The organism is Dissulfurimicrobium hydrothermale, from assembly GCF_022026155.1.
Classification (GTDB): Bacteria; Desulfobacterota; Dissulfuribacteria; order Dissulfuribacterales; family Sh68; genus Dissulfurimicrobium; species Dissulfurimicrobium hydrothermale.
Genome location: NZ_CP085041.1, coordinates 393,939 through 420,934, shown reverse-complemented (window position 1 = coordinate 420,934; position 26,996 = coordinate 393,939). Strand labels below are relative to the sequence as shown.

The window sequence follows — 26,996 nt, the reverse complement described above, 5'->3', positions numbered from 1 at the left end:
GGTATTTTAGCAATCGCATTTATGTTGTTTTTTTGGGTTGTCTGTGTGTGTCAAGATCCATATAATTGTCTCCAGACGTTGATTCCATAAACTAAGGAGTAAAAATGGGCCTTACAGTCACCGAAAAGATCATAGCCGGGCATTTGGTTGAAGGCGAAATGACCCCTGGATCTGAGATAGCCGTGCGAATAGATCAGACTCTTACCCAGGATGCCACTGGCACCATGGCGTATCTCGAATTTGAGGCTATAGGCATCCCGCGGGTCAGGACCGATCTCTCTGTGAGTTATGTTGACCACAACCTCCTACAGTCAGACTTTAGAAATGCTGACGACCATCGTTTTCTGCGTACCGTAGCGGCCCGTTTCGGCGTTCTCTTCTCACGGCCTGGAAACGGCATATGTCATCAGGTACACCTTGAGCGTTTTTCCGAACCAGGAAAGACACTCCTTGGTTCAGACAGCCACACACCGACGGCGGGCGGTGCGTCCATGTTGGCTATAGGCGCTGGCGGTCTTGATGTGGCCATGGCCATGGCTGGTCAACCTTTTTATCTGCGCATGCCGAGGGTTGTGGGCGTAAATCTCGTAGGACGACTCCAACCATGGGTCTCGGCTAGAGACGTAATCTTGGAGCTGTTGCATCGCCTGACTATAAAAGGTGGTGTAGGTAAGGTGATTGAATACTTTGGTCCGGGGGTTATGACCTTGACTGTTCCTGATAGGGCGGTCATTGCAAATCTGGGTACCGAATTGGGGGCGACTAGTTCGGTTTTTCCTTCTGATGAGATGACAAGGGCCTTCTTGAAGGCCCAGGGTCGTGAAGGGCTCTGGCGGCCGCTCGAGGCGGATGCGGATGCCTGTTATGATGAGGTGATCGAGATGGATCTTGCGAGGCTTGAGCCCATGATCGCCTGTCCTTCATCGCCTGACAATGTGGTGCCAGTGCGCGAAGTGGCGGGCAGGGCTGTTTCGCAGGTGATAATCGGCTCATGTGCCAACTCCTCATACAGAGATCTGGCCCTGGCCTCACTTGTATTGAAGGATCGGGCCATTCATAAAGATGTGAGTTTCGAGGTCAATCCTGGCAGCCTCCAGGTCTTGGAGAACTTGGAGATCAACGGTCTTCTTTTACCGCTCATCCATGCAGGTACAAGGATGCACCAGTCTGGCTGTCTTGGCTGTATAGGCATGGGCCAGGCCCCTGCCACAGGCACCATCTCCCTCCGCACCTTCACCAGGAATTTCCCGGGCAGGAGCGGCACCAAAGATGATCAGGTCTATCTGTGTAGCCCTGAGACAGCTGTGGCGTCTGTGGTCGCCGGGGCCATAACGGACCCGAGGGATCTCGGCGAGATGCCCGACATCCATCTACCTGAGCGATTCGTCGTCAATGACGGCGGCATAATAGTTCCACCCAAAGACGGCTCAAGGGTCGAGGTGCTTCGGGGGCCTAACATAAAACCGCTCCCAGTCTTTGATCCACTTCCTGACACCCTGTCCTGTCGGGTCATCCTCAAGGTGGGCGACAACATCACCACCGACCACATAATGCCTGCAGGGAGCAAGATCCTTCCCCTCAGAAGCAACATTCCGGCCATAAGCGAGTATGTCTTTTCGTCCATCGATCCTTCTTTTGCGATGAGGGCCAGGGAAGTGGGCTCGTGTATGGTGGTCGGTGGTGAGAATTATGGCCAGGGTTCATCAAGGGAACATGCTGCATTGGCCCCTAGATATCTTGGGGTGCGGGTTAAGTTGGTCAAGAGTTTTGCCAGGATTCACAGGGCGAATTTGATAAATTTTGGTATTGTTCCGTTGACCTTCAAGGATCCAGATGATTACGCATATATCGCACAAGACGGCCATGTGGAGATACCTGGGCTTAGAGCGGCCTTGCTAGATGGCATGGATGAGGTGGAGTTGAGGGTCGACGGTCGGTTGATTGTCGCCCGTCTGGAGCTGAGCAGGCGCGATAGGGAAATATTGACTACAGGGGGGCTCTTGAACTGGACGAGGGCGAGGATCCAGGGGGTGTAATGGCAAGGTCTTTTCCCTGGCCTAGCGCGGCTACGGCCCTTTATGGCATTATCGGTCATCCGGTGGCCCATTCGTTGAGTCCTGTCATACACAATCGGGCCTTTGAGGTTATGGGGATCGACGCCGCATATCTGGCATTTGATGTGATCGACCCTGCTTCAGCCTTAAAAGGGGTCAAGGCGCTTGATATAAAGGGTCTTTCGGTCACCATACCCTACAAGGAGGCGGTTTTACCCTTTCTGGACGAAATCGATCCGGCGGCCGAACGGATCGGCGCCGTGAATACCGTGATCAATCATTCCGGCAGGCTCTTTGGCGCAAACACCGATTGGATCGGTGCCATAAGGGCCCTGGAGGAGGTTGTGACCATAGAGGGTAGGAGATTTTTGGTCCTTGGGGCCGGGGGTTCGGCCAGGGCTGTCTGCGCTGGCCTGGTAATGAAGGGGGGTGTTGTTCATGTGGCCAACCGGCGTCCCGAGAAGGCAAGGATATTGGCCGAGGCCGTCGGTGCCGCATGGTCGGGGCTTGATCGGATGGCAGATGTCAGGGCATCCGTGCTCATAAACACTACCTCGGTTGGAATGAGACCCGGAGAGGGTGAATCCATTGTGGATAAGGCCTTGCTGAAGGGGTTCGATGTGGTCATGGACATCGTCTATTCACCGCCTGAAACCAGACTCCTTAAGGAGGCCAAGGAATACGGTTGTAGGGTTGTTAGTGGTCTCAAGATGCTCCTTTATCAGGCCGAGGCGCAATTCGAGCTCTGGACAGGGCAAAAGGCGCCTCACGAGGCCATGAAAGGGGCGTTGAAGGCCATCCTCGATCTGGCTGATTTTTAGTCTTCAGTCAATATCGGAAATCTTTTCAGAAGGCCGCCGAGCCCCCTTAACGTCGGCATTACCTGCTCCTCGCCGTGCGGCTCAAGGGTGAGTAAGGGATGGATTTTATGTGCGGTAAGAAACGAAAAGAGGGCGTCAAAGTCAAGGATGCCAGCCCCTATGGCCAGGTGGTCGTCCTTGCGGCCGAGGTTGTCGTGGAGATGGAGTTGGCCGATGTAGCGCCCAAGTTCGTCCAGCCAGATGGAAAGCCCTGTCTTTGAAAAAACCTGCTGATGCCCCATGTCAAAGCAGAATTTCAGGGCAGGCGAGTCTGCGGCTGAAAAGAGCGCCTTGTGGATGGCTGGTGAGGGTTCGAAGACGTTTTCTAGCATGATGGGAATACCTGCTGATTCTGCCTCGCGGCAAAGGGTCTCAAGGGAGGCCCTGGCGTTTTCCATCCATCGTCCTTCAAAACTCAGGTAGTGTCTCTCGTCAAAGCCGGTATGAAAGACCATTGATCTTGCCTCATAAATGGCCGCTATCTCAAGGCACTGCCTGAGTCTGTCCACCGAGACCCTTCTGATCTTTTTGTCGATGGCGCCTATGGAGAGGTCTGTAAACTGGGCATGAATCGTGCATTTTGTTCCAGAGGCCTTGAATATGCGGGCTATTCGCCTGAAGCTTTGGAACCTGAATTCGTCAAGGACACCACCGTTCAGGCCTATCTCAGGGTTTATGTGTTCGGCTATGATCCTTTTCAGATAATCGCTGACAATCAGGTTAAAGGGGCAGCAGACAAAAGCGTTCTTTTTTGCAAGTTCAGCTTCCAATGCCGTTTCTCCTTAAAAGTTCGCATACAGCCTCATATGTGGCGGCCCTGTCAAAGCCGGGGCAGTCGGCCTTGATGGCTTCCCAGGCGTTAGGGTCATTGAGTATGCTTGGATGAAGCGGCCAACGGCGGCAGTGAAACGGCTTGACTGGATGGATGGCGCAGAGGTTGTTAGGGCCCAAGAAGATGCAATGCCCGTTTTTTATCAGCATTTCAACCCTTTTATCTTTTTGTGTGCATAATTTCTGTAAAAAATCCCTGGGTTCCAGGCCAAGATAAGATGCGATCCGTTTTTGTTCCTCTTCTGAGAGCGAGACCGTGCCCTCGCCGCAACAGCAGTGGCCGCACATCTGACAACGGAATACCTCGTTCATGGCCGCACCTCATAAGAAATGGGGTCAATAACGCCTGCGGCCTCAAAGCCCTTAAGCCTCAAAACACAAGAGTCACACCTTCCGCAGGCTGCATCCTCGTTTTTGTAACATGACCAGGTAAGGTGCAGAGGGGCGTTAAGTCTCAGGCCTTCCTCAACCACCTGTCTTTTTGAGTAGCGGATGATTGGTGTGATTACCTCTATTTTGGTCTCAGGCCTGGTCCCTTCCTCTATGAGTCTGTTGAATGCCTCAAAATAGCCCTTCCGGCAATCAGGGTAGCCTGAGCTGTCCACCTCCGTGGCCCCGATGAATATGTAGCGCGCGCCTATTACCTCCGCCCAGGATACGGCGATTGCAAGGAGATGCGTGTTTCTGAATGGAACGTAGGTCATTGGTATCCCAGGCCCATGGGCGTCGAGCGGGACAGGGATCGACGGGTCTGTAAGGGCCGAGCCGCCTATTGATTTAAGGTGTGAAATGTCCACCACAAGGCGGTCTTCAACTCTGAAATAATTAGCAATCCCATTAAAGGCCTCAAGCTCGCGCCGCTCAGTCAATTGGCCATAGTTTACGTGGAGAAATGCAAGCCTGCAAGTCTTCCTGGCGATGGCTGCCGTGACGCAACTGTCAAGCCCGCCGCTTACAAGGCAGACGGCAAGGGGTTTGCCAATAATTTCCACCTGCATTTCACTACCTCTTTGATTTTTTGCGCCTTTCGCTTGAAAGCCTTTTAATTTACTGGATTAAAATAAGTCCTAAGCTGATTTTTACAAGCCTCAAACGAATGAGGCGGCAGCTGGTGGTTTTGAAGGTTTTTGACATAGTTTGACGCATAGGGAATCAGTCTGTTATTGAACTTTGTCCCCCGCCCTGTTATCTTTGATAGTTAATTTATTTGTCAGGGGGAATCCATAATGGAAAAAGTAGCCGAGGCAACACAGGAACAGGCTCCAACCGCGACCGCCGAACAGGCGGCTGCGCCTACTCAATCAGGACAAATGCAACAAAAAAAAGAAGGGTCTTTTGAGGAAACTGGCGACATGGGCCAGTTTGAAGACCTTTTTGAAGAGAGTCTCAAGACCTTCCAGGCCGGAGAGATCATCGAAGGCAGGGTCGTTCGTATAGACAAAGAGCATGTTATGGTGGATGTTGGTTACAAATCAGAGGGAAGGATACCGGTTTCCGAATTTTTGGGCGAGAATGGAGAGGTTATGGTATCGCCTGGTGATAAGATCGAGATACTCCTCGAAGATTGGGATCCTGTGGATGGGAGGCTTTCCATCTCATATTCTAAGGCCCTCCGTCGCCAGATATGGCAGGATATATTGAAGGCATATGAAAATGGCACACCTGTCAGGGGTATCATATCGTCAAAGGTAAAGGGCGGGCTATCGGTCCAGATCGGGGAGAAGAGGGCGGGTGTCAAGGCCTTTCTTCCGTTTTCTCAGATAGATATCAGACCGGTCAACGATCCTGATGGTTTCATGGGGAAGGCCGTCGACTGCCTGATCTTGAAATGCAACAGAAAGAGAGAAAATATAGTGGTGTCTAGGAGAGCGCTCCTTGAGAAAGAGCGGGATGAAAAAAAGAGGCAGACCCTTTCATCTCTAGCAGAGGGTCAGGTAATCGAAGGGGTCGTAAAGAATGTCACTGATTACGGGGTATTTGTGGATATAGGTGGAATAGACGGCCTCCTGCACATAACGGATATATCATGGGGCCGTATAGAACACCCATCGAAGCAGTTCAAGGCGGGTGATAAGATCAAGGTAAAGGTCTTAAGCTATACGCCCGAGAATGAAAAGGTCTCGTTGGGTATCAAACAGCTCACCGAAGACCCGTGGCTTCGTGTGGCGGAGAAGTATCCTGTCGGCGAAAGGGTCAAGGGCAAGGTGGTGAGTCTTACGGATTATGGTGCGTTTGTCGAGCTTGAAGAGGGGGTTGAAGGCCTCATACATGTCTCTGAGATGTCGTGGGCAAAGCGTATCCGCCATCCATCTCAGATATTAAAGGTAGGCGAAAGGGTCGAGGCAGTCGTGCTTAAGGTGGATCCTGAGGCCAAGCGGATATCCCTGGGTTTGAAACAGATAGAGCCGAATCCATGGGATCTTGTAGAGGAACGCTATCCGGTGGGCACAGTCATCGAAGGTACGGTCAAGAACGTGACCGACTTCGGCGTCTTTATCGGCATAGAAGAAGGGATAGACGGGCTTGTTCATGTATCCGATCTTTCATGGAGCAAAAAGATAAACCATCCGGGGGATCTGTATAGAAAAGGTGACCGCATACAGGCCGTGGTCTTGAATGTCGATAAAGAGAAGGAGCGGTTTTCGCTCGGGGTGAAACAGCTTCAACCGGATCCGTGGACTACTATAACCGAGCGTTTTCCAGTAGGGCGGATCGTTACTGGCAAGGTGACGAACGTGACCGACTTCGGCGTCTTTGTCGAGCTTGAAGAGGGGGTTGAAGGCCTCATACATGTCTCCGAGGTTGCCACAGGCAAGGTGAAGACGCCGATGGGTATGTTTGAGATCGGTTCGGAGGTGTCGGCAAAGGTGATCCATGTAGCCCCGCTTGAAAGGCGCATAGGTCTATCTATAAAGCGCATAAACGAGGACTCTGAGAGATCTTATTTCGAGGAGTATTCATCTGCCACAGCCTCCAAGCGCGGGGCTGCAACCCTCGGCAGCCTTCTTCAGGAAGAACTTGCACAGCAGGGCATCGTCCGTTCCAAGTCAGAGGAACGGAGGGGCTAGGTGGATTTCGGCATGGAAGGCGAGCGGCCCATTCAGACCACTGGCGGTCTACGAAATACCTTGCTCGTGGTCTTGGCCACGATAGGGGGGCTTGCCATATTGTCGATGGTGGGTTTTGTCCTGTTGATATTCTGGTTGGTGAGGCCTGGCGTCACTGTACCTGCAGTCGGTTCGGGAGAAAAGATAGGTGTAGTCGAGATTAAAGGTGTGATCACTGAATCGGAGCCGACGCTTAAATTATTGCGGGAGCTGGGTGCACGTCCTGACATAAAGGCGGTCGTCGTCAGGATAGACAGCCCTGGCGGGGCGGTCGGTGCATCTCAAGAGATATACGAAGAAATAAAAAGGCTCGATAAAAAGAAGCCTGTTGTGGCCTCCCTCGCCACAGTGGCCGCCTCGGGCGGATATTATGTAGCGGTAGGTGCCCGCAGGATCATTGCGAACCCGGGCACCATTACTGGCAGTATAGGCGTCATTATGAAGTTGCCGAACCTTGGTCCTTTGATGGAGAAGTTGGGTATAAAACTTAATGTGGTGCAGAGCGGGGCGCTCAAAGACCTCGGGCCGATAAACCGTGATCCGTCGCCAAAAGAGGTCAAGGTCATCTCTAGCGTCATGGATGACATCCACAAACAGTTCATCGCAGCGGTTGCGGAAGGACGCGGGCTTACAATTGAACAGGTCGAGCCCCTGGCTGACGGGCGTATCTTTTCAGGAAATCAGGCCCTTCAGTATAAACTTGTTGATAAGCTCGGCAATTTCAGTGTAGCTGCGCAGGAGGCTGCGAGGTTGGCTGGGATCAAGGGCGAGCCCAAGCTTGAGTATCCTGCTAAGGACCGTTTGTCTATATTGAGAGAGATGTTTGAAGAAACCGGGGCAAGGGCCCTTTCAGGGGTCATCCAAAGATTTTTTATATCCATCGATCCCATACCTTTGTATTCCATTGGCATGCCCAATGGCCAGCGATAAGATGCAGCGGGTGTTGTTCAAGGGCGACTTGGCTGCAAGGCTCAAGGAGGCCTTCCCGGATATCCTAAAAAGGGACTTGAACGAGGTGGTTGATACCGTCTTCAACTCCATTGCCGAGGCGTTAAGAGAGGGTCGCAGGGTGGAGTTAAGGGGATTCGGCAGCCTTGTTGTTCATCGACAAAAAGGGCGCCGTTTCCTCAATCCGAAGAATAACATCTTGACTGAATGCCCTGCCAACAGGCGGATCGTCTTTAAGCCAAGCAAGACCATATCCGCCGTCTCTAAGACATTCGATGGTTGAGGCTGTCGATCCGGGCGTCAGCCGATTCGACTTGTCTATTTCGGTCTGTTACACGGATCAGCTAGATCAACCAAACCAGCTCTAAAAGCCTGATATATCACCCTTGCCGACCCTCAAGACCTTGGCCTCGTCGTTTATGAGTGATATTACGCTTGAAGGCTCAGGATGTATTATCCCGCTGTCAATGACGATTGCTATATGTCTTCCGATAGCATCCCTTATTTCATAAGGATCGGCCCATATTGGACCTGCGCCCGTGCTTGCAGACGTGCTGATGACCGGATTTCCAAGTGCGGCGGTTATGGCGAGACAGATCTTGTGATCAGGTATCCGGATGCCGGCCGTGCGCCTTTTTGTAAGCATCATCTTGGGCACCTCGCGCGATCCTTCGAGGATAAATGTGTAAGGTCCAGGGAGATATCTCTTCAATATCCTGTAGGCCCAGTCTGTGACATGTGCGTAACGGCTGATGTTGCTCAGATCCGCACACACAAAGCTGAAGGGTGTGTTTCTTGGCGTGCCTTTTATTTGATAGATGCGTTCTATGGCCTTTTTGTTCAAGATATCGGCACCTATCCCATAGCAGGTATCAGTGGGATAGACTACGATTTCGCCGCGCCTTAATGCATCGGCGACTATGTTTATATGTCTGGGGTTAGGCCTTGTCGGGTCTATTTCAAGGATCAATTCGGATCACCTCGGCAGGTTCTGGGCATCTTGATTGCAATTACGGAATTGACAAACAACCCCATATTCAGTTACCAGTAAAAATTACACGGCTCATTAAAGACCGTAAGCTTCAGGCCCTTGGTTTTTGGCCTACAATTCTATACAGGAGGAAGATTTTATGCAACTCGATCCAACAAAGATGAAGGATTGGCAGATAGCCGAGGCAGCGGAAGAAAATATGAAGACCGTTTATGCCCTTGGCGAGGAGATGGGGCTTCAAAAGGATGAGCTTCTGCCATATGGACATTATGTGGCAAAAATAGACTATGCCAAGGTCCTCGATCGGCTCAAGGGCAGGTCTGACGGCAAGTATATAGATGTTACAGCCATAACACCCACCCCGCTCGGCGAGGGCAAGAGCACCTGTTCGGTTGGCCTCATGGAGGGGTTGGGCAAGAGAAAAAAGAATGTAATCGGCGCCCTGAGGCAACCCTCAGGCGGTCCTACATTCAATATAAAAGGCAGTGCGGCGGGCGGCGGTCTGGCGCAGGTGATCCCGCTTTCCAAGTTTTCGCTTGGGCTTACAGGCGACATAAACGCTATAATGAATGCCCACAACTTAGGCATGGTCGCTTTGACCTCCAGGATGCAGCATGAGGCCAATTATACGGACGAGGAGTTGGCGAAGAGGGGGCTTAAGCGTCTTGACATACACCCCAAGATGGTAGAGTTCAGGTGGATTATAGATTTTTGCGCCCAGGCGCTAAGAAATATAACGATAGGCCTTGGCGGCAAAATGGATGGTTTTACCATGCAGAGCGGTTTTAATATAGCTGTAAGCTCAGAGATCATGGCGATTCTGGCCATTGCCAATGATCTCAAAGACTTGAGGGAGCGCATAGGAAGGATTGTACTTGCTTATGATAAGCAGGGTCGGCCGATCACCACAGAAGACCTGGAGGTGGCGGGTGCCATGACGGCATGGATGGTTGAGGCGGTAAATCCCAACCTCATGCAGACTATCGAGGGGCAGCCTTGTTTGATCCATGCAGGGCCGTTCGCCAATATCGCAATCGGCCAGTCATCGGTCATTGCAGACAGGGTTGGGCTCAAACTCGCCGACTACCTTGTTACCGAGAGCGGGTTCGGCGCCGATATCGGTTTTGAGAAGTTTTGGAACCTGAAGTGCCGTTTCAGCGGCCTTAAGCCGAATTGTGCCGTGGTTGTTGCCACTATAAGGGCATTGAAATGCCACGGTGGGGCCCCGATACCGCGGCCAGGCCGTCCGATGCCTGAGGAGTACAACAAGGAGAATGTCGAGTGGGTGGAAAAGGGTTGTGTAAATCTCCTGAAACACATAGAGACTGTTAAGAAGAGCGGCATAAATCCGGTCGTTTGTATAAACGCCTTCTATACCGATACTAAAGACGAGATAGCCGCGGTCAGGAGGTTGTGTGAGTCAGCTGGTGCAAGGGTCGCACTCTCCGAACATTGGCTGAAGGGCGGAGACGGCGCGCTTGAATTTGCTGATGCGGTCATTGATGCCTGCGAGGAGCCAAACAACTTTAAGTTCCTTTACGACCTTGATGTCCCGCTGAGAAAGAGGATTGAACTTATAACCAAAGAGGTCTATGGCGGCGACGGCGTTACATACACCCCGGAGGCGGCAGCTAAGGCCGAGGCCATGGAAAAGGACCCGGAGCTTTCAGGGCTCGGCACCTGCATGGTGAAGACCCATTTGAGCCTGTCGGATAACCCGAACCTTAAGGGCGTGCCGAAGGGCTGGTCACTCCACGTAAGGGATATACTGACTTACAAAGGTGCCGGGTTTGTGGTGCCGGTGGCTGGTGCCATAAGCCTTATGCCAGGCACAGGTTCAGATCCGGCTTATCGCCGCATAGATGTGGATGTGGAGACCGGCAAGGTTAAGGGTCTGTTTTAAGGTCCTTTACAGGGGAAAATGCCCCACCTCTGGGGCATTAGACCCCAGGGGCAGGGCATTGATATTATTTATATCAAAAAAGTAACACTTTCTTTAATAAGAATTCTTTGAATTCAATAAATTATGATTTTTTAAAAAGGCTATGGTCGTCGCATAAAATATGGCATGATTTTGGCATTATTTATGGACATTTGATTCGGAGGGTGTATCGCGATGGCAGCAAAGATTATAAGCGGTGTGGAGATAGCTAAACAGATACGCGAAGAGCTCAAGGCCGAGGTGGCCGAGCTCAAGGAAAGACACAAAGTGACCCCAGGGCTTGTGACCATTTTGGTTGGAGAAAATCCAGCGTCGGTTTCGTATGTGATGGCCAAGCAGCGTACGGCTCACGAACTTGGTTTCTATTCGGTGCAGGATAATCAAAAGGCAGATATAAAGGAGACAGATCTTCTTGCCTTGATTGAGAAATACAACAAGGACCCGGCGATCCACGGGATACTTGTTCAGTTGCCGCTGCCTAAGGGCATAAATGAGACCAAGGTGCTCTATGCGATAGATCCTGACAAAGACGTGGACGGCTTTCACCCAGTAAATGTCGGCAAGATGGTTATTGGCGAACAGTGCTTCTTGCCGTGTACCCCGCATGGCATACTTGAGATGTTGGTCCGTTCAGGCATCGATACGAAAGGTGCTGAGGTGGTGGTTGTGGGAAGGAGCAATATCGTTGGTAAGCCCATAGCCAATCTGATGCTTCAGAAGCGGCCTGCCGGCGATGCAACCGTGACCGTATGTCATACAAGGACGAGAGATATGGCCTTTCATACTAGGAGGGCCGATATACTGATCGTGGCTGCAGGGAGACCGAAGGTAATCACCGCCGATATGGTGAAGGATGGTGTAGTTGTGATTGACGTGGGTGTAAACCGCATAGGCCAGACCGCGGAAGGCAAGGCGATCCTCTGTGGGGATGTCGATTTCGATGCAGTCAAGGAAAAGGCTTTTGCGATCACCCCTGTTCCGGGCGGCGTGGGCCCAATGACCATAACGATGCTTATGAAAAATACGGTTCAGGCCGCTAGGCAGGCCGCTGGACTGGCATAGAGCGGACATAAAGGAGAAGTAACTATGGATACCAGTAAGCGATTTGACAAGGGAAACGGCGGATGCCCTAAGATACAATGTGAGGCCAATATAGACGTGCTGTGTCAGTCCTGTGCGTCCGGAGTGGTCACTGCGGCCCACAGGGTGGAGCTCAGGGCCACCGAGCCCTGTCTTTTCGGCAAGGGCGGGACATGCTGCCGCAACTGTAATATGGGGCCATGTCAGATTATAGAGGGCGTTGACCAGATGATAGGGATATGTGGGGCCGACGCATCTACTGTGGCCGCCCGTAACTTTGCCCGTATCGTAGCCGGTGGTGCATCCGCACACATAGATCACGGCCGAGGGCTTGTGATGGCCTTTCTTGCCACTGCAAAGGGTGAGACTCCGTATACAATAAAAGACGAAGACAAGCTCAGGGAAACTGCCTTGAGGCTTGGCATAGTTCCCAACGGCAAGGACAAAAACGACCTTGCCATAGAGGTTGGCACCTTGCTTATAAATGAATTTGGACAGCAGTCGGGCCGGCTCTTATTTGCCGGGCGTGCGCCCAAACCGCGTCAGGAGCTCTGGGCCAGACTTGGCGTTATGCCGAGAGGGATTGACCGCGAGGTAGTGGAGCTCATGCACAGGACCCACATGGGCGTGGATCAAGACTATAGGAATATCCTGTTTCAGGCAGCACGTTGCTCTATGGCCGACGGATGGGGCGCCTCCATGATAGCGACTGAGCTTTCGGACATCATGTTTGGAAGGCCGGCGCCCATTCGCACAAAGGTCAATATCGGCGTCCTCAAGGAGGACGAGGTCAATGTAACGGTACACGGCCATGAGCCTGTCCTGGCTGAGGCCCTTGCAATGGCTGCAAACGACCCCGAGATCATAGCAGAGGCCAAGAAGGTTGGGGCCAGGGGGATAAACCTGGCAGGTGTATGCTGTACTGGAAATGAGATACTTATGCGCCGCGGCCTTCCTATAGCCGGAAGTTTTATACAACAGGAGGTGGTGCTTGCAACAGGGGCGGTTGAGGTCATGGTAGTTGACGTCCAGTGCATCATGCAGGGGGTCTCTCCTGCAGCCAATAGATACCACACTGAGCTTATAACCACCTCTGAGCGGGCGAAGATGGCCGGGGCCACGCACATCCAGTTCGAGGAGCACAGGGCCCTTGATGTGGCCAGAGAGATACTGAGACGTGCCATAGAGCGCTATCCAAGGAGGGGGGAGCATTATATACCGATTTATCAGGCCGATGTGGTTGCCGGATTCAGTCACGAGACCATAAATTACATACTCGGCGGGCGTTTCCGGGCCTCATACAGGCCGCTTAATGACAACATCGCAAACGGTCGCATCAGAGGCGTGGCGGCTATAGTGGGATGCGACAACTATAGGGTCTTTGATGAAATACATGTCGAACTCGCAAAAGAGCTCATAGCTAACGACGTTTTGGTGGTGGTCACTGGTTGTGCCGCGACTGGCGTCGGCCGCGCAGGGCTTCTCAACCCTACGGCCTTGACGATGGCCGGTCCGGGGCTCAGGGAGGTCCTAGAGGCAGTGGGCTGTCCCCCGGTACTCCATATGGGCTCATGCGTGGACAACAGCCGGATACTTGTTGCCCTTACAGAGATGGCGAAGATAGGGGGATTGGGAAGCGATATAAGCGATCTTCCGGCCATAGGCTGTGCGCCGCAGTGGATGAGCGAGAAGGCTGTTGCGATAGGCCAGTATTTTGTAACAAGCGGCGCAGCCGTTGTCTTTGGTCCCAACTTCCCGACTAGCGGGTCCAGGGTGGTAACGGACTACTGCATGAAAGACATGCAGAACCTTTACGGAGCGACATGGGATGTGGCACAGACCCCTAATGAATTCGCAAACAAGATGATCGACAAGATAAACGAAAAGCGCAGGGCCTTGGGGCTTGACAAGAAAAAAGAACGCGTGCTCTTTGACATGGCCATGAGGCGTGAACTAGGTTCGCCTGGCGCGGCGCTTCATGACGTGGGGTGTCACGGGCCCGGTTAGAGTTAGGTCTTGGCGATTGCCAGGCATGGATGTGTCATCCTTCCAAGGGCATGCGACAAGGCATCCACTGCCAGAAAAGGTCGTTTATGACCTTGTTGTCGGGATAGTGTACTGCACGCCCTGGTTATATGATTTCGCAGGATAGCTAAAAGACCGGAGTAATTAATGATATGAAAAAATCAGGTGCTGTTTTGGTGCTCGGAGGCGGTGTGGCCGGTGTCCAGTCGGCCATGGACTTGGCTGATCTCGGTTATTATGTCTATCTGGTCGAGAAAAAGGCCTCTATCGGTGGTATGATGGCCCAGCTCGACAAGACCTTTCCCACCAATGATTGTGCACTCTGAATACTTGCGCCCAAGCTGGTGGAGGCCGGTCGGTCTCCCAACATAGAGATACTTACGAATGCAAGGCTCGAGTCCATTGAGGGTGCGCCCGGGAACTTTATGGCGATGGTGCGTCAGGAGCCTCGTTATATAGATGAGGACAAGTGCACAGCCTGTGGGACCTGCACCATGTATTGCCCAAGACCCATACCGGATCTCTACAACGAGAGACTGGAGATGACAAACGCCCCTCACAAAGATTATCCTCAAGCGGTCCCAACCAGTTACTATATAGACCCCATGGCATGTCTGAGGGTCAATTATGAGACCTGTAACCTATGTGCCCAGACATGTACGGCCAAGGCCATAGACTTTACACAAAAGCCGAAGGAGTTGTCGCTTGAGGTAGGGGCTGTAGTACTTGCCCCGGGTTTTGGCAGGGTCGCCCAGGAGGTGCTTGCAAGATTTGGTTATGGCCGTTTCCCGGATGTTGTGACGAGCCTTGAGATGGAGAGGATTATGTGCGCTTCAGGTCCGTCCGAAGGTCATATAGTTAGACTTTCAGATGGACGGGCGCCGAAAAAGATCGCCTTCTTGCAGTGTATTGGTTCAAGAGATGAGACATGTGGAAACGGTTATTGCTCATCCGTGTGCTGTATGTATGCCATAAAAGAAGCCTCAGTCATCAAGGAGCACGAGCCCGATCTGGATATTGCCTTGTTTTTTATTGATATAAGGACCCAGGGAAAGGGTTTTGACGCCTCCAGGGAGAGGGCGGAAAGGAATTATGGGCTCAGGATTATTAGGGCCAAGGTGCCAAGGGTTGATCAGGTTGACGGGCGGCTTGTGCTCACTTGGGTTACGGATGATGGCGAGCACCATTCGGAGGTCTTTGACATGGTGGTGCTTTCCGTCGGGCTCGAGGCCCCGGAGGATGCGGAAGAGATAGCGAAGACTGCGGGGATAGAGCTGAACCACTATGATTTTTGCAAGACGGATATAGGTGCGCCGCTGTCTTCGAGCCGCCCCGGAGTCTTTGTTGCAGGTGCGTTTCAGGGGCCGAAAGATGTACCTGAAAGCGTTACGCAGGCCTCAGGTGCGGCTGCAGCAGTGTCAGAGATGCTGGCTGAAGGCCGCGGCACACAGAGTGTAACCCTGACATATCCGGATGAAGATGAATCTTTGGCCAGAGAAGAGCCGAGGATCGGCGTCTTTGTCTGTCACTGTGGGACAAACATCGCAGGGGTGGTGGATGTCAAGGCAGTTAAGGACTATGCCGGGACATTGCCAAACGTCGTCCTATATGAAGATACTATGTATTCCTGTTCCCAGGATGCCTTGAAGCTGCTCGTTCAAAAGATAAAAAATAACAGACTCAATCGAGTGGTCATCTCGGCCTGTTCTCCGAGGACCCATGAGCCGCTCTTCCAGGAGACATTGAGGACCGCGGGCGTCAATCCTGCGTTCTTCGAGATGGCGAATATCAGGGATCAGTGTTCATGGGTTCATGCCCATGAGCCTGAGGCAGCAACACAGAAGGCAAAGGATTTGGTGAGGATGGCTGTCGCTAAGGCGAGGCTCCTTGAGCCCCTTCCTCAGCAGACCGTATCAGTCACGCCGAGCGCCGTAGTGCTCGGCGGCGGGGCTGCGGGCATGTCAGCAGCCCTTAGTATAGCCGATCAGGGCTATGAGTGCCTGTTGGTGGAAAAGACTGATCAGCTCGGCGGAAACCTGCGCCGCGTGACTTGGACTGTCGATGGCCAGGATGCGGCAAAGATAGTCGGCGGTCTCATAGAAAAGGTCAATTTCCACCCAAGGATACGCGTGCTTTTTGATGCCGAGCTCGAAGGCATTTCCGGATATATAGGCAATTTCACCTCGACTATCAGACACGGCGGACAGGCTGAGCTAATAAACCATGGCGTGCTCGTTGTAGCAACCGGTGCAAGACAGTATACGCCTAAATCCTATCTCTACGGCGAAAGCAATAAGGTTATGACCCAGCTTGAGCTTGAAGAACGGCTCAAAAAAGGCAAGGCCGTGCTGAAGAATGTGAATTCCGTGGTCATGATTCAGTGCGTCGGAAGTCGGGGAGAGGATCTCTCCTATTGCAGCCGGATCTGTTGCGGCCAGGCGGTGAAAAATGCCTTGAAGCTCAAGGAGCTTAAGCCCGGACTGAGGATAATGATACTTTACAGGGACATCCGCACATACGGATTTTCAGAAGACCTGTACCGAGAGGCCCGCAAAAAGGGCGTCATATTTTTGAGATATGAGCCTGACAGAAGACCAGAGGTTATAAAGACGAGGGGCTGGGTTAGCGTCCGTGTCTTTGATAGGCTTCTTGGTGAGGAGATAGAGGTCCCGGCTGGGTTGGTGGTGCTTTCAGCCGGCATAGCCCCAGGGGACAACGAGGCCCTGGCGAGACTTTTAAAGGCCCCGCTTACTGGGGATGGTTTTTTTCTCGAGGCCCATGCAAAGTTGAGGCCTGTAGAGGTGGCTGTAGATGGGGTGTTTTTGTGTGGTCTTGCCCACGGGCCGAAGTCACTTGATGAATCGATATCGCAGGCAAAGGCAGCGGCTGCCAAGGCCGTGATCCCGCTTGCAAAAGGAAGGGTGGCGGTGGCGCCCATTGTATCAAGGGTAGATCAGGCGAAGTGTATAGGCTGTGGCATATGCGAGAGCCTCTGTCCGTTCAGCGCCATACGTCTTCAAAGGGTGGATAAGCGCCGCAAGGCCGAGACTATTACTGCATCCTGTAAAGGCTGCGGCATATGTGCATCGCACTGCCCGACTTTGGCTATAAGCATGGGCGGCTTTACCGATGACGAGATAATGGCCCAGATACATGCCTTTGCCGGGGAGTTCTGTAAAGGCAGCACAATGGATTGATTTTATGAAGTATCAATATGAATGATTGCGCAGCAAAAAGCAGTGGCAGGCCCACATGCCTGCCTAAAGGAGATATATTATGACCCAGACAGAGGGCTTTGATCCCCGCATATTGGGCTTTTTCTGTCACTGGTGCTGTTATGCCGCCGCAGATTCTGCCGGCGTCGGACGGTATCAGTATCCGCCAAATATCAGGGTAATAAGGGTGATGTGCACGGGGCGGATCGATGCGAGGTTTATCCTGGAGGCCTTTAGATGCGGGGCGGATGGTGTGTTTACAGGCGGGTGACACCTGGGCGAGTGTCATTACCAGTCTGGTAATTACGAGGCGTTGATAATGGCCGAGACTGCGCGGCAGGTATTAAGGGCCGCCGGCATGAATCCCGACCGTTTTACCCTTGAATGGGCGTCGGCTGCGGAAGGTCCAAGGTTTGTAGAGCTTGTAACCAGATATGTCGCGAAAATCAGGACGATGGGGCCTTTTGGGCAAGGAGATGGCGAGGTCGATCCGACTACATTGAAAAGGCGGCTTGGGGCCGCATGCAGGGCCGCTCAGGTCCCAAAGGTGCGTACCGCTATTGGGAATCTTGCAAAGAAGATGCATGAACAAGGCGATTATTCAATCTATACGCCAGACGCCATCTCGAGGGATGTGGCGGAGAAGGTCCTGCCGGTCTTTCGCGAAGAGGCGCTGAGGGAAGACCTTTTGTCGGTCATGGCCGATGGCGTCCATCACGACATTTCATCGTTGAGGGGCCTGAGCAGCGCCCCTGATGATTTAATTGATAAGGTCATCCAGGGCCTTGTGAAAAAGGGCGTTGTAAAAGAAGATGGCCAGGGTCTCGTCCTGGTCAGGAATGAGTGAAGGCGGGGCTTGCTATGACCATACAGGCGGCATCTCTGAACGAATCGTTTGAAACCGGAATCGCCGTTTATGACGGCTGTTTAACCTTGGCTCAATGCTTTACCTGCGGCGCATGCAGTGGCGCATGTCCTGTCGAGAAGGTGGTCTCGGCGTTCGACCCTAGGAAGATTGTGCACATGGTAATCCTTGGGATGGAAGACGAGCTCATGACTTCCGACATCATCTGGGCGTGCTCTCAGTGTCAGAGCTGTGTGCCAGTGTGTCCACAAGGGGTGCGTTGTAGCGATGTAATCAAGGCCCTGAGGACAGAGGCGGTGAGGCGAGGGCTGGCGGACAGAGAGAGGCTTAAAAGGCTCGGGCTCTTTGCAGAGGTCGACCCTGGCAAGTGCGTGGCCTGTCTTACTTGTGTAAGGCTCTGTCCATTCGGTGCGCCCGGGATTGTCTCCGAGGGCTATGCCTTTATCGATCCAGATAAGTGTAAGGCCTGTGGCATATGCGTCCTAGAATGCCCGGCTAAGGCTATAGCGCTTTCGCCTTCACAGGAATATAGGGGTATGGTGGAGGGAAGAGATGTCCGATAGCAATCCCAAAATCGTGGGCTTTTGTTGCAATTATACTATTTCTGTATCTGCAGAGGCCATAAAAGAGACTGGGCTCCTGCCGGATGGCGTCCAGATCGAGAGGGTTCCTTGTACTGGTAGGCTTGAGCTCACATCTATTCTGGATGCCTTCAGTGCGGGTGCCGATGCAGTCTTTGTAGCCGGATGTCCGGTCGACGGCTGTCACAATCTGAATGGGAGTCGGATGGCCGCCAAGAGGGTAAAGAAGGCGGGCGAGATATTGAAAGAGCTCGATATGAACCCAGAGCTTGTCGGGATGTTCTTTGTCCCGCGCGGCGAATCAGGCCCTGTTGTGGATGCGGCCCGCGAGATGATAGGCCGTGTGAGGGGTGAAAAGAAATGATAATAGCTGAGAGAAAGCCGTTGAAAGAGATATTGAAGATGCTTGAAGGGGTCTCGAGGCTCCTGATCCTCGGATGTCGGGGCTGTGTTGCGGTATGTTCGGCAGGCGGGGATAAGGAGGTCGCGATCCTGGCCTCGGCCATAAGGCTTGGGCGCAGGAATCTTGGGGCGTCTATCGAGATAGACACGGATACCTATGTAAGACAGTGTGATCCAGAATACCTTGAGCCATTGAAGGAACGCGGCAAGGGCTATGATGCGGTTCTATCAACGGCCTGTGGCGTAGGTGTGAATTTTATAGCCGATCTATGTCCTGGCGTCAGGGTTTTCCCTGCGCTTAATACCTCGTTTTATGGGGCGAATCTCTCGAGCGGCGAGTGGAAGGAGATGTGTGCAGGCTGCGGGGCCTGTGTGTTGCACTTGACAGGCGGGCTTTGTCCTGTAGCAAGGTGCGCCAAGGGGCTTTCAAACGGGCCGTGCGGCGGCTCCCAGGGCGGCAGGTGCGAGATCGATCCTGACACCCCATGCATCTGGCACAGGATTTACGATAGACTTTCCGCGCAGGGTGAGGCCGAAAGACTGACAGAAATAATGCCCATTCGCGATTGGACCGCTGCAGGACACGGCGGACCGCGTCGCAGGGTCAGGGAGGATCTGTTGCCGTGATAGCAGGAAGCAATCTGGAACATATATTGACATCAGGCCAATTTGCAGTCACAGGGGAACTTGGTCCGCCGAAGAATGGGGATCCGGATGTAGTGCGCAGGAAGGCGCGTATACTCAAAGGGCATGTGGACGCTGTAAATATAACAGACTGTCAGACTGCGATCGTGCGCATGTCAAGCCTGACAGCCGGACTTATCGCCCTTTCCGAGGGGCTTGAACCGGTCATGCAGATGACCTGCAGGGACAGAAACCGTATAGGTATGCAGGCAGACATACTAGGTGCATCAGCCCTCGGGATCAAGAATCTCTTGTGTCTTACCGGAGACCATCAGCGTTTTGGCAATCACCCCCAATCCAAGGGTGTCTTTGACATGGACTCTATACAGCTCCTTGGTATGGTCAGAGGTATGCGGGACGATGCGCGGTTTCAATGTGGAGAGGAGATAAAGGGCGCGGCGCCTAGGTTCTTTCTTGGAGCCGCCGCCAATCCGTTTGCAGACCCGTTTGAGTTCAGGCCAAAGAGGCTTGCTAAAAAGGTCGAGGCTGGGGCTAATTTCATACAGACTCAGATCATCTACAATGTCAAGAAGTTTGCAAGGTTCATGGAAATGGTTCGCGACCTCGGTCTCCATGAGAAGGTCTATATCCTTGCTGGCGTCACCCCGCCCAAGTCTTTCGGCATGGCTAAATACATGAAAAACAATGTCCCAGGGCTTGAGGTTACGGACGAGGTGCTCAAGCGATTAAGGGATTCAAAGGATCAGAGGGAGGAAGGGATCGATATAGCTGTCGATATTATCAACCAGGTGCGCGAGATCCCTGGCGTTGCAGGTTGTCATATAATGGCGATCGAGTGGGAAGAGGCTGCACCCGAGATTGTAAAGAGGGCCGGGCTTGGGCCGAGGCCGGAGGTAAGGGGTGTAGAGCCGGTGCTCGTCGGGCAGGAGGCCTTGGATGTATCGTTTGAGAGAGGAAGGTCTGAGGCAGAGGCTGAACTGAAGTCCAAGCTTGAAAAGGCCAGGGCCGAGGCCTTGGCGTCAAGGGAATCGGCAGCGAGGGAAAGGGAAAGGATCGACGTCGAATTGATGGGTCTTAAGAAGGAACTGGAGGCAGCAAAGGCGATGGCTAGTCAGCAAGATATGGAAGCAAGGGCCGCAAGGCTTGAGCTTGAGGAGAATAGACGATCACCTGGACAAGTGCCCATGGCTGATATGGTGCAGACCGGTGGGTCTGTCTGCCATGGCACACCGCTTTCTCCAAGGGAGCAGGTTATACTCAGATCTTTGAATCTAGGTCTTGGGGCGCTCAGAAAGGCGCTGGGCCTCACTGAAGAGCAATTTGAGGCGATCAGACACTTTCTTGAGGCTGAATTCATGCTCCATGGGGGTGGGATGGAGCCAGCGACGGTCATTGAGCCAGCACAGGTCCTTCATGCGGCCCCTCAAGAGACAGACAGGATTGATGCCAAGATAGAAGCGCCGCCCCAAGTCGTGGCCCAAATGCCTGTCAAAGATATGGGTTTGCCCCCCTGCCCCGAGGGATTTACTGAAGAAGAGTGGATACAGAAGCTCGTCATTCGTCTTGTCGGTAAGGGCAATGTTTGTCTGGCCAAGGGGGATGTCGACGGCGCAAGGGATTGTTTCAAAAAGGCGCTTGATCTCAAACCTGGCGACGAAAAGGCTGCCCGCGGCATGAAGGCCGTGGAGGCGGGCGGGGTGGTGGTGCAGACTGCACCGATTCGGCCTATGCCTTCAGAGGTACCAAGACCTCTCGAACCAAGGCCCGAAGAAAAGGCTGGAGAGGCTGCGGCGCCGATCCCCCACGAGATACAGATGCCTGAGCCCAAGCAGGCGCCTAGGGAAAAAGTCAAACAGGCGTCGAAGAAGAAAGAAGAGAGGGAAGTGCCGACTGTTGCAGCGGCCAAGGCCACGGTCTCCAGTCTCAAAAAAGAGGCCAAGTCCCTTATAGAAAGAAGCGCTGGGATACCGCAGGACTTGTTTATAGAAAGGGTGGACTCCTTCATCCGCGAGGTGACCATAGGAGACGACGAAAGGGCGATAACGGTGGGCGGTGAGAGCGCCTTGCCGTTTCATCTCTTTGAGGGCGACATGCCCAATCCACCCAGGGTGGCGCTTGAGGTGCTGGATGTCCCGCCAGAGGATTGGCCTGAATGTCTCTCCGTCTACTATAAAGACGTAATAGGCGACCCTGTTGCCTGGGCGAGGAAATGCGTGAATGAATTCGGTGCAAGAGCGGTATGTCTGTCGCTTGTCAGTACGGATCCGAATGGCCTCAACCGACCGTCATCCGATGCGGCAAAGACCGCAAAGGCCGTCATAGACGAGATCAATGCGCCGGTCATCTTGTGGGGCTGCGGCAATGCCGAAAAGGACACGGAGACCTTAAGGGAGGTCACGGGTCTTATTGGTTCTAAGAAGGTATGTATAGCGCCGCTTACTGATGCGAATTATCGAAACCTCGGGGCAACGGCTATGGCATTTGGATTGCCGGTTGTGGCCTCAACCCCGATCGACGTGAATCTTGCCAAACAGTTGAATATCCTCTTTGAGAACCTCGGGGTGTCCCTAAATCAGATACTAATGGATCCATCCATAGGCGCGGTGGGCTATGGACTCGAGTATACATACTCGGTCATGGAGCGTATCCGCCTTGCAGCCCTTACTCAGCAGGACGACAAGCTGCAGGCGCCTTTTATCTGTCAGCTTGGCAGGGAGGTATGGAAGGCCAAGGAGACAAAGTTGCCCACCGATCCTTATTACGGAGACCAGGAGAAAAGGGGGGTGCTTATGGAGGCTGTAACCGCGTCGGTCCTCATGCTGGCAGGTGGCGAGCTCATGGTTATGAGGCATCCCCATGCGGCATCTTTGGTGGATACGCTGGTCCAGGGGATGATGTAATACAATAATGACTGGAGGAGATTATGTCTAAGATCATCTGTTCATCAGCAATCCGCGGCGCTCACAAGATAGTGGATATGGCTGAAGAAAAATATGAGGAGGCACTTAAAAAATATGGGCCTGAGCGCGAGGTGGCCTTTCCGAATACAGCTTATTACTTGCCGATCATATACAGCATACTCGGCGCCCCTGTCTCGAGACTGGGTGACATGAAAGACATATTCAAGGAGTGTCGCAAGCTCCTTCCGCCACCTGTAAGCGAAGGGGTTTGGCTTCCCTATCTCGCTCCGGCCCTTGATGCAGGGATGGCCACCTTTTTCGCCGAAGAGATGTATGAGGCCATAAGATATATAGACGACCCTGATTTTTATGCAAAGACTGAGGATCCGCCAGAGGGCAGGGTATGGCTCGGTGCAGCGGATGATGTGATATTCAGGAAGCGCGGCGTGGAGTTTGTCGACGGCACCGCTCCTGGTTTCGCCGCCATACTAGGCACGCCATCCGACCCTGAGATGGCCAGCAAAATAGCAACCGAGCTCCAGGAAAAAAATCTCTATATCTTTATGCACGACCAGACGGAAGGCATAACCATGCCTGATCAGCTTAAGAAACAGAAGGTGCAGATCGGTTGGTCGACCCGCCTTGTGCCGTTCGGACCCACATATACCTCGGCTGTTTTTGCCATAGGCTTCGCCTGTCGTGTCGCCTTGGCCTTCGGCGGCATTAAGCCTGGTGATTACAAGGGCAATCTTATATATAACAAAGACAGGACGTTCGCCTTTGTGATGGCCTTCGGCCCTGTATCAGACGAGTGGTATGCAAATGCGGCAGGCGCCATCAATTGGGGTTTCCCAACCATATCTGACTGGGATATCCCTCAGGTGCTCCCGACCGGCATATGTACCTATGAGCATGTCGTGAGCAAGGTGCCGCACGAAGAGATCGTCCAGAAGTCAATAGAGGTGAGAGGGCTCAAGGTCTCCGTTACAAAGATAGACATACCGGTTTCTTACGGTCCTGCCTTTGAGGGCGAGCGGGTCAGGAAAGACGACCTCTTTCTGGAGTGTGGCGGTGGCAGGACGCTTGGTGTAGAGCTCCTGGTCTCAAAGGATATGGAAGAGGTTCAGGATGGCCTTGTGACCGTAGAAGGGCCTGAGATGACGGATATGCAGCTGGGCGCAAAGTTGCCGCTCGCGATACTTGTCGAGGTGGCCGGCCGCCAGATGCAGTCAGACTTCGAGCCGATCCTTGAGCGTCAGTTTCACCACCTTATAAACTACGCCCAAGGCATAATGCATGTAGGACAGCGGAACATCATGTGGCTAAGGGTCGGCAAGCAGGCCATAGAAAAGGGCTTCAAGTTCGAACATATAGGCCGCATACTTCACGGCAAGCTTCACCAGGAGTTTGGGGCCATTGTGGATAAGGTACAGGTCAAGATATACACAGAGGAGGAAAAGGTAAAAGAGATCCTGGAGCTCGCAAGACAGGTCTATGCCGCCCGGGATGAGCGCCTGGGTTCGATGACAGATGAAACCGAAGAGATATTTTATTCGTGTACCCTCTGTCAGTCGTTCGCCCCGAGTCATGTATGCGTGATTACGCCTGAAAGGATCGGGATGTGCGGGGCCTATAACTGGCTTGATGGAAAGGCGTCTTATGAGATCAACCCGACAGGTCCAAATCAGCCTATAGTAAAAGGTGAGCTTATAGACCCATTGCTTGGTCAATGGGTCGGGGTCAATGAGTTTGTGAAGAAGGCCTCTAGGGGCAAGGTGGAGCGCGTAAGCGCCTATAGCCTTATGGTCGATCCTATGACCGCTTGTGGGTGTTTTGAGGCCATAGCGACTATGTTGCCCATGTGCAACGGCATAATGCTGGTAAACCGCGATTATTTAGGCATGACGCCGAGCGGGATGAAGTTCACCACCCTTGCCGGTATGGTCGGCGGTGGGGCCGTAACCCCAGGTTTCTTGGGCGTATCCAAGCACTATATGTGCAGCCGCAAATTCATGAAGGCCGAGGGGGGATTGAAGCGGGTGGTCTGGATGCCTAAGATGCTCAAGGAGGAGCTCAAGGATCGGCTGCTGATAAGGGCGCAAGAGGAAGGCGTGCCCGATCTCCTTGATATGATTGCAGACGAAGAGGTGGGTGTCACGGAAGATGCGGTCCTTGCCTTCCTGCAGGCAAAGGGTCATCCTGCGCTTTCAATGGAGAGTGCGGTTTAGACAAGAGAGAAAGTGAGGATAAGACATGGCGCTTACAGGGATTCAGATATTAAAGATGCTCCCGAAGACAAACTGTGGGGAGTGCGGCGTGCCTACATGTCTGGCCTTTGCCATGAAGGTGGCGGCTGGGCAGGCTGAGATCGGTGGCTGTCCTTATGTCTCTGAAGAGGCGAAACAGCAGATAGGCGAGGCGTCGGCCCCGCCTATACGTACCATAACCCTCGGCGGCGGAGACGCTGTATTTAAGATGGGCGGAGAGACCTGTATCTACAGACATGAAAAACGCTTTGAAAATCCGACTGGCATAGCCGTTCTCATAAAAACCGATATGTCCGACGCCGAGATCCAGGGCCGTCTCGAGAGGTTCAATGCCTTGAAATATGAGCGGGTCGGTCTTGAGCTCAAGGCGGACATTGTCGCTGTAAAAGACGCCGGCCAGGGGGAAGCCGCATTTGTTTCGCTAGTGGAGAGGGTGAGAAGTCAATGTCCCAACGCCGCGCTTGTGCTTATGAGCAGCGATCCTTCAGCGCTGACCGCGGCCGCTAAGGCATCCGGTGCTTCAAGGTCCCTTTTATATTGCGCCACAGCTGGAAATTTGGACGCCATGGCCGGTGTAGCCAAGGAGACGGGCGCGCCGCTTGCTGTAAAGGGCGAGACCATCGGGGAGGTTGCCTCTTTAACGGAAAGGCTCCTGAGCGCAGGCCTCAAAGACCTTGTCATCGATACCGGGGCGAGGACGATGAAGGCCGTGTTTGAAGACCAAGTCGCCATAAGGAGGGCCAGTATCAGACATAAATTCAAACCATTAGGGTTTCCGACCATCACGTTTCCATGTGAGATCACTGAAGACCTCATGCTTGAAACTCTTGTGGCCTCGGTCCTGATTGCAAAATACGCCGGCATAGTAGTGCTCTCTGATTTGAGGGGGGAGTCGCTGTTTCCTCTTTTGCTCGAACGCCTCAATATATATACCGATCCTCAGCGGCCTATGGTGGTGCAGGAGGATATCTATCCGATAAACGGTCCTGGAGAGGACTCGCCGGTGCTCATAACCTGCAATTTCTCGCTTACCTATTTCATAGTCTCTGGCGAGGTCGAGGGGAGTAAAATACCGTCATGGCTTCTGATAAAAGATACAGAGGGTCTATCTGTTCTTACCGCATGGGCCGCCGGTAAGTTCAGTGCGGATCTGATAGCCGGATTTGTTAAAAAGAGCGGCATTGCAGACAGGGTGAGACACAGAAACCTTATTATCCCTGGTTATCTTGCTTCCATCAAAGGCGAGCTCGAAGAGGAGCTCCAGGGCTGGAATATCCAGATAGGGCCCAGAGAGGCGAGTCATCTGCCAGCCTTTTTGCGGGATTGGCGGGCGGTTGCGGTCTGAGTCGTCAAGCGCCTTGCGCGAATCTATGGATCTCGGAGGATTGAACGATGTACGTCCAGTGTATAGCTGAGAGTATCAACATAATGGGCAAGCGGACTGGCGCCGCCATGAAGGCCAGAGACCCTGCGCCTATCGAGCTTATGGCCAACGAAGAGGTGGCGAACGGCGCGGATTTCCTGGATATGAACATAGGTCCGGCCAGAAAAGACGGCCAGGAGCTCATGCCATGGATAGTCAGGGTGGTTGAGGAGGTTACGGACTGCCCCCTCTCGCTCGACACCACAAATGCAGATGCGCTTATAGCAGGAATCAAGGCCGCAAGGCATCCGAGCCGACATATAATGAATTCCATATCGCTTCAGCCTGAGCGTATGAAAAAGCTTATCCCTGTGGCAGCGGAGATGGGTTGCTATGTCGTTGGGCTGCTCTGGGGCGTGGACGGTATGCCGCGTGATTCAAACGAACGGGCCGCGATGACCGTGGACCTGACGATGGCCATGAACGAAGCCGGCATACCAAACGAGCGGATACTTATAGATCCTATTGCAACGCCAATCACCCTTGGTTCAGATCAGGTAATGAGCGGCATCGGTTTCATGGAGATGCTCTCTGAGATAGCCCCTGGTGTCAAGTCCACGGTCGGGCTTTCAAATGTTTCAAATGGCGTCTCGGCGGAGAAGCGGCATTATCTCAACCGGGCGTATCTTGCCATGTTGATGAAGGTCGGTATCTGGTCGGCGATCGTCGACGCCTACGACGAGGAGCTGATGGCCTTGGCCCATGGTGAGAGGCCGGAGCTGGTAAAGGTCGTTCATGACGTCATGGACGACAACGATCCTGATCCAAAGACCCTTTCCCCGAAGGAGCTCGAATACTATAAGACTACGCGTGTTCTGATGGGAAAGACCATATTTTCAGAATCTTGGTTGGAGCTTTAA

General features: G+C 53.1%; 21 protein-coding genes. 17 read left to right on the top strand and 4 right to left on the bottom strand.

Annotation, left to right across the window (positions count from 1 at the left end):
- The first annotated feature begins 104 nt into the window (after positions 1-104).
- The gene (locus LGS26_RS02005) at positions 105-2,036 is read left to right on the top strand and encodes an aconitate hydratase (RefSeq protein WP_237888999.1); all 1,932 of its coding nucleotides are present in this window, start codon (positions 105-107) and stop codon (positions 2,034-2,036) included.
- Entirely contained in the window at positions 2,036-2,875 is an 840-nt protein-coding gene (locus LGS26_RS02000) for a shikimate dehydrogenase (RefSeq protein WP_237888998.1), read from the top strand. Before LGS26_RS02005 ends, LGS26_RS02000 begins: the two co-directional genes overlap by 1 nt.
- Here the strand turns inward: LGS26_RS02000 and LGS26_RS01995 are convergent.
- Genes LGS26_RS01995 through queC form a run of 3 tightly spaced genes read right to left on the bottom strand, consistent with a single transcriptional unit; the run spans position 2,872 to position 4,743 of the window.
- On the bottom strand, positions 2,872-3,684 hold the full coding sequence (locus LGS26_RS01995; RefSeq protein ID WP_237888997.1) for a sugar phosphate isomerase/epimerase family protein: 813 nt from the start codon (positions 3,682-3,684) through the stop codon (positions 2,872-2,874). The genes LGS26_RS02000 and LGS26_RS01995 overlap by 4 nt on opposite strands.
- On the bottom strand, positions 3,674-4,057 hold the full coding sequence (locus LGS26_RS01990) for a YkgJ family cysteine cluster protein (RefSeq protein ID WP_237888996.1): 384 nt from the start codon (positions 4,055-4,057) through the stop codon (positions 3,674-3,676). Before LGS26_RS01990 ends, LGS26_RS01995 begins: the two co-directional genes overlap by 11 nt.
- A complete protein-coding gene (gene queC, locus LGS26_RS01985; protein ID WP_237888995.1) occupies positions 4,054-4,743 on the bottom strand; it encodes a 7-cyano-7-deazaguanine synthase QueC in 690 nt (229 codons plus the stop codon). Before queC ends, LGS26_RS01990 begins: the two co-directional genes overlap by 4 nt.
- Positions 4,744-4,971: 228 nt before the next feature.
- Between queC and LGS26_RS01980 the strand changes: the two genes are divergently transcribed.
- From LGS26_RS01980 to LGS26_RS01970, 3 genes are read left to right on the top strand one after another with little or no spacing between them, the layout of a single operon-like run.
- Positions 4,972-6,813, top strand: a complete 1,842-nt coding sequence (locus LGS26_RS01980; protein ID WP_237888994.1) for a 30S ribosomal protein S1 — start codon at positions 4,972-4,974, stop codon at positions 6,811-6,813.
- Entirely contained in the window at positions 6,814-7,782 is a 969-nt protein-coding gene (gene sppA, locus LGS26_RS01975) for a signal peptide peptidase SppA (protein WP_237888993.1), read from the top strand.
- Positions 7,769-8,083 (top strand): HU family DNA-binding protein, encoded by a 315-nt coding sequence (locus tag LGS26_RS01970; protein WP_237888992.1) that lies wholly within the window; start codon positions 7,769-7,771, stop codon positions 8,081-8,083. The genes sppA and LGS26_RS01970 overlap by 14 nt, the downstream gene beginning before the upstream one ends.
- 81 nt (positions 8,084-8,164) lie before the next feature.
- Here LGS26_RS01970 and LGS26_RS01965 read toward each other — a convergent pair whose 3' ends face one another.
- Positions 8,165-8,770 (bottom strand): L-threonylcarbamoyladenylate synthase, encoded by a 606-nt coding sequence (locus LGS26_RS01965; RefSeq protein WP_237888991.1) that lies wholly within the window; start codon positions 8,768-8,770, stop codon positions 8,165-8,167.
- A 160-nt stretch (positions 8,771-8,930) separates the two neighbouring features.
- On the opposite strand from LGS26_RS01965, the gene LGS26_RS01960 reads away from it, so the two are divergent.
- The 12 genes from LGS26_RS01960 to LGS26_RS01905 all read left to right on the top strand — a co-directional run bounded on the left by LGS26_RS01960 (position 8,931) and on the right by LGS26_RS01905 (position 26,996).
- Complete coding sequence (locus LGS26_RS01960) at positions 8,931-10,694, top strand: formate--tetrahydrofolate ligase (protein WP_237888990.1); 1,764 nt, start codon at positions 8,931-8,933, stop codon at positions 10,692-10,694.
- Between the two features lie 213 nt (positions 10,695-10,907).
- Positions 10,908-11,795 carry a bifunctional methylenetetrahydrofolate dehydrogenase/methenyltetrahydrofolate cyclohydrolase FolD gene (folD, locus tag LGS26_RS01955; protein WP_237888989.1) on the top strand — a complete coding sequence of 296 codons (888 nt, stop codon included), beginning with the start codon at positions 10,908-10,910 and terminating at the stop codon, positions 11,793-11,795.
- 24 nt (positions 11,796-11,819) lie between these two features.
- Complete coding sequence (cooS, locus tag LGS26_RS01950) at positions 11,820-13,820, top strand: anaerobic carbon-monoxide dehydrogenase catalytic subunit (protein ID WP_237888988.1); 2,001 nt, start codon at positions 11,820-11,822, stop codon at positions 13,818-13,820.
- Positions 13,821-13,990: 170 nt separating this feature from the next.
- Complete coding sequence (locus LGS26_RS01945; protein WP_237888987.1) at positions 13,991-17,035, top strand: FAD-dependent oxidoreductase; 3,045 nt, start codon at positions 13,991-13,993, stop codon at positions 17,033-17,035.
- 79 nt (positions 17,036-17,114) lie between these two features.
- A complete protein-coding gene (locus LGS26_RS01940) occupies positions 17,115-17,900 on the top strand; it encodes a hydrogenase iron-sulfur subunit (protein ID WP_237888986.1) in 786 nt (261 codons plus the stop codon).
- A 14-nt stretch (positions 17,901-17,914) separates the two neighbouring features.
- A complete protein-coding gene (locus LGS26_RS01935) occupies positions 17,915-18,481 on the top strand; it encodes a 4Fe-4S dicluster domain-containing protein (protein ID WP_237888985.1) in 567 nt (188 codons plus the stop codon).
- A complete protein-coding gene (locus LGS26_RS01930) occupies positions 18,471-18,863 on the top strand; it encodes a hydrogenase iron-sulfur subunit (RefSeq protein WP_237888984.1) in 393 nt (130 codons plus the stop codon). The genes LGS26_RS01935 and LGS26_RS01930 overlap by 11 nt, the downstream gene beginning before the upstream one ends.
- Complete coding sequence (locus tag LGS26_RS01925) at positions 18,860-19,528, top strand: methylenetetrahydrofolate reductase C-terminal domain-containing protein (RefSeq protein ID WP_237888983.1); 669 nt, start codon at positions 18,860-18,862, stop codon at positions 19,526-19,528. Before LGS26_RS01930 ends, LGS26_RS01925 begins: the two co-directional genes overlap by 4 nt.
- Positions 19,525-22,446: an acetyl-CoA decarbonylase/synthase complex subunit delta gene (locus LGS26_RS01920; protein WP_237888982.1), complete on the top strand. Its 2,922-nt coding sequence runs from the start codon at positions 19,525-19,527 to the stop codon at positions 22,444-22,446. Before LGS26_RS01925 ends, LGS26_RS01920 begins: the two co-directional genes overlap by 4 nt.
- Before the next feature lie 23 nt (positions 22,447-22,469).
- A complete protein-coding gene (acsB, locus tag LGS26_RS01915; RefSeq protein ID WP_237888981.1) occupies positions 22,470-24,674 on the top strand; it encodes an acetyl-CoA decarbonylase/synthase complex subunit alpha/beta in 2,205 nt (734 codons plus the stop codon).
- A gap of 25 nt (positions 24,675-24,699) precedes the next feature.
- On the top strand, positions 24,700-26,058 hold the full coding sequence (gene acsC / locus LGS26_RS01910; protein ID WP_237888980.1) for an acetyl-CoA decarbonylase/synthase complex subunit gamma: 1,359 nt from the start codon (positions 24,700-24,702) through the stop codon (positions 26,056-26,058).
- A gap of 47 nt (positions 26,059-26,105) precedes the next feature.
- On the top strand, positions 26,106-26,996 hold the full coding sequence (locus LGS26_RS01905; RefSeq protein ID WP_237888979.1) for a dihydropteroate synthase: 891 nt from the start codon (positions 26,106-26,108) through the stop codon (positions 26,994-26,996).

What these genes read in the sequence shown, in the direction of transcription:
- LGS26_RS02005 (WP_237888999.1), top strand. Translation starts at nt 105, where the DNA reads ATGGGCCTTACAGTCACCGAAAAGATCATAGCCGGGCATTTGGTTGAA.
- LGS26_RS02000 (WP_237888998.1), top strand. Translation starts at nt 2,036, where the DNA reads ATGGCAAGGTCTTTTCCCTGGCCTAGCGCGGCTACGGCCCTTTATGGC.
- LGS26_RS01990 (WP_237888996.1), bottom strand. Translation starts at nt 4,057, where the DNA reads ATGAACGAGGTATTCCGTTGTCAGATGTGCGGCCACTGCTGTTGCGGC.
- queC (WP_237888995.1), bottom strand. Translation starts at nt 4,743, where the DNA reads ATGCAGGTGGAAATTATTGGCAAACCCCTTGCCGTCTGCCTTGTAAGC.
- LGS26_RS01980 (WP_237888994.1), top strand. Translation starts at nt 4,972, where the DNA reads ATGGAAAAAGTAGCCGAGGCAACACAGGAACAGGCTCCAACCGCGACC.
- LGS26_RS01970 (WP_237888992.1), top strand. Translation starts at nt 7,769, where the DNA reads ATGGCCAGCGATAAGATGCAGCGGGTGTTGTTCAAGGGCGACTTGGCT.
- LGS26_RS01960 (WP_237888990.1), top strand. Translation starts at nt 8,931, where the DNA reads ATGCAACTCGATCCAACAAAGATGAAGGATTGGCAGATAGCCGAGGCA.
- folD (WP_237888989.1), top strand. Translation starts at nt 10,908, where the DNA reads ATGGCAGCAAAGATTATAAGCGGTGTGGAGATAGCTAAACAGATACGC.
- cooS (WP_237888988.1), top strand. Translation starts at nt 11,820, where the DNA reads ATGGATACCAGTAAGCGATTTGACAAGGGAAACGGCGGATGCCCTAAG.
- LGS26_RS01935 (WP_237888985.1), top strand. Translation starts at nt 17,915, where the DNA reads ATGACCATACAGGCGGCATCTCTGAACGAATCGTTTGAAACCGGAATC.
- LGS26_RS01930 (WP_237888984.1), top strand. Translation starts at nt 18,471, where the DNA reads ATGTCCGATAGCAATCCCAAAATCGTGGGCTTTTGTTGCAATTATACT.
- LGS26_RS01925 (WP_237888983.1), top strand. Translation starts at nt 18,860, where the DNA reads ATGATAATAGCTGAGAGAAAGCCGTTGAAAGAGATATTGAAGATGCTT.
- acsB (WP_237888981.1), top strand. Translation starts at nt 22,470, where the DNA reads ATGTCTAAGATCATCTGTTCATCAGCAATCCGCGGCGCTCACAAGATA.
- acsC (WP_237888980.1), top strand. Translation starts at nt 24,700, where the DNA reads ATGGCGCTTACAGGGATTCAGATATTAAAGATGCTCCCGAAGACAAAC.
- LGS26_RS01905 (WP_237888979.1), top strand. Translation starts at nt 26,106, where the DNA reads ATGTACGTCCAGTGTATAGCTGAGAGTATCAACATAATGGGCAAGCGG.